Genomic DNA, 2,290 nt, shown 5'->3' with positions numbered 1-2,290 from the left:
CGGATCTCAATGCCCTGAATCTCAAGACCAGCGGCACGATCAATGCCACCACCGTTGCGGCGATCACGGGCACGGCGGCGGATGTGATCACCACTTACACCACCGCTGGCTTCAGTGGCCTGGGCAATGAAACGGTCACGCTGAATGGCAGCACCAGCGTGGCGGATGCCAACAGCGTGGATGGCTACACCACGAATGTGGTGACTGCCACGATCAGCCAAGACGATCTCGCGACCCTCGCCACCCTTGCGGGAACGGGCAATGCCTACTCGATCGCCCTGGCTGACACCACGGCAACCGCCAGTGCCTTGAACACACTGGATAGCAAGACCACGTTGGTCGTGAATGCCGCCACCGTGGCGTCGATGACGGGCACGGCGGCCGAGGTGCTCACCGCCTACAACAGCAACGGGATCAGCGGGCTGGGCAATGAAACGGTCAGCCTGAGTGGCACGGCGGCGGCCACGGACCTCAATGCGCTCAATGGCAAGACCAGCGTCACGATTGATGCTTCTTCTGTGTCGACTGTGACGGGCACAGCAGCGGATGCCCTCACGGCCTACAACGGCAGCTGGATCAGCGGGCTGGGCAGTGTGGCGGCCACGCTGACTGGCACGGCGGCGGCCACGGATCTCAACGCGCTGGATCTCAACACCAGCGGCACGATCAATGCCACCTCCGTCACCACGGTGACGGGCACGGTGGCCGGTGCCCTCACGGCGTTTAACAGCCCAGGCATCAGCGGCCTGAGCAATCAAGCGGTCACGCTCAGCGACACCAGCGCGGCGGCCATCGATCTCAATACCCTGAATCTCAAGACCAGCGGCACGATCAATGCCAGCACCGTGACGGCGATCACGGGCACGCCGGCGGATGTGATCACCACTTACACCACCGCTGGCTTCAGCGGCCTCGGCACTGAAACGGTCACCCTGGGCGGCACCTCCACGGTGGCCGAGGCCGCCTCGATCAGGGCCGCCAACACCGGCACCAACACCTACAACCTCAGCGACACGGCGGCGAATCTGGCGGCGGCAACCACGGCCATCGGCAATGGTGCCGGCACGATCACCGCCACCACCGCCGCCACCCTGGTGCAGGCCACCGCCATCGAAGCCTTCACCAATCCCGGCGCCAACACCTACAACATCACCGACACGGTCGCCAACCTTGTTTCCAGCAACAACACGGTGCTGTCGAAGGCGGGCACCGTGACGGCCAGCACCGCTGCCAGCTTTGCCGATGCCAAGACGCTGGCGGCCTGGAGCAAGGCCGTTGTTTTTAACATCAGCGATTCGGCCTCCAACCTCACCAGTGACACGACCTCTGCCGGCAATGCGGCGCGCAACGAAGCGGTCAACATCAGCGTGTCCTCCGGCACGGTGACGGTGGCGGGTGCCACCACGATTGATAACGCCACCAACAGCGGCACCAACAGCTACACCATCAGCGACACGCCGGCGAACCTGATCGCCAGCACCGATGCCTTCCTGGGCAAAGCCACCAAGGTTGTGAGCAGCGTTCCCACGCTGGAGCAGGCCACCACCCTTTCCGCTCGCTCAACACCCTGGAGTATCGGAGATACGGCCGCCAACCTGGTAACAAGCACAGAAGCCGTCTTGAGCCTGGCTCCTTTAGGAGTAACGGCCAGCACCGCTGCCTCCGTGGCGGAGGGCACCACCCTGGCTGGCTTCAGTACGCCGATCACGTTCAACATCAGCGACACGCCGGCCAACCTGATCACCAGCTCCGATGCGGTGCTGGGCGAAGCCGTCACCGTGACGGCCAGCGGGTCGGCCACCGCCGACCAGGCCAATACCCTGGCCGGATTCAGCAAGCCGATTGTTTATAGCCTCAGCGACACGGCGGCCTCGATCAATGCGGCCACTTCCGGCGCCCGCACTGAGGCGGTAAACATCAGCGCCACCGGAACGGTGTCGGTGGCAGAGGCCATCAACATCCGGAATGGCGGTAACAGCGGCAGCCAGAGCTACTCCCTTCTCGACACCGCCGCCAACCTGGCGGCAGCCCCCGCGGCCATCGGCAATGGTGCCACCACGATTACGGCCACCGACTCCGCCACGGTGGCCCAGGCCATCGTGATTGAGGGCTTCAAGAACACGGGTGCCAATACATACAACATCCGTGATACCGCGGCCAACCTGGCCGCCAGCAACATCGCCATGGTGATCGGGGCGGGCACCGTGACTGCCAGTACCAATGCCACTTTGGCCGAGGCCAAGACCATTGCGGCTTGGGCTAAGCCCGTTGTTTATAGCATCTGGGATTC

At 63.9% G+C, this 2,290-nt stretch carries 1 protein-coding gene; it reads left to right on the top strand.

Annotated features, from left to right (window positions below; all coding sequences use genetic code 11):
* Positions 1–2,290, top strand: a 2,290-nt coding sequence (locus ADBZ5U_RS15860) for a beta strand repeat-containing protein (protein ID WP_526811800.1), incomplete at both ends; no start/stop codon positions are given.

Origin of the sequence: Mycobacterium sp., assembly GCF_040398885.1 — a bacterium.
In the GTDB taxonomy this organism is placed as follows: Bacteria; Actinomycetota; Actinomycetes; order Mycobacteriales; family Mycobacteriaceae; genus Mycobacterium.
This window is presented reverse-complemented; position numbering and strand designations above follow the sequence as displayed.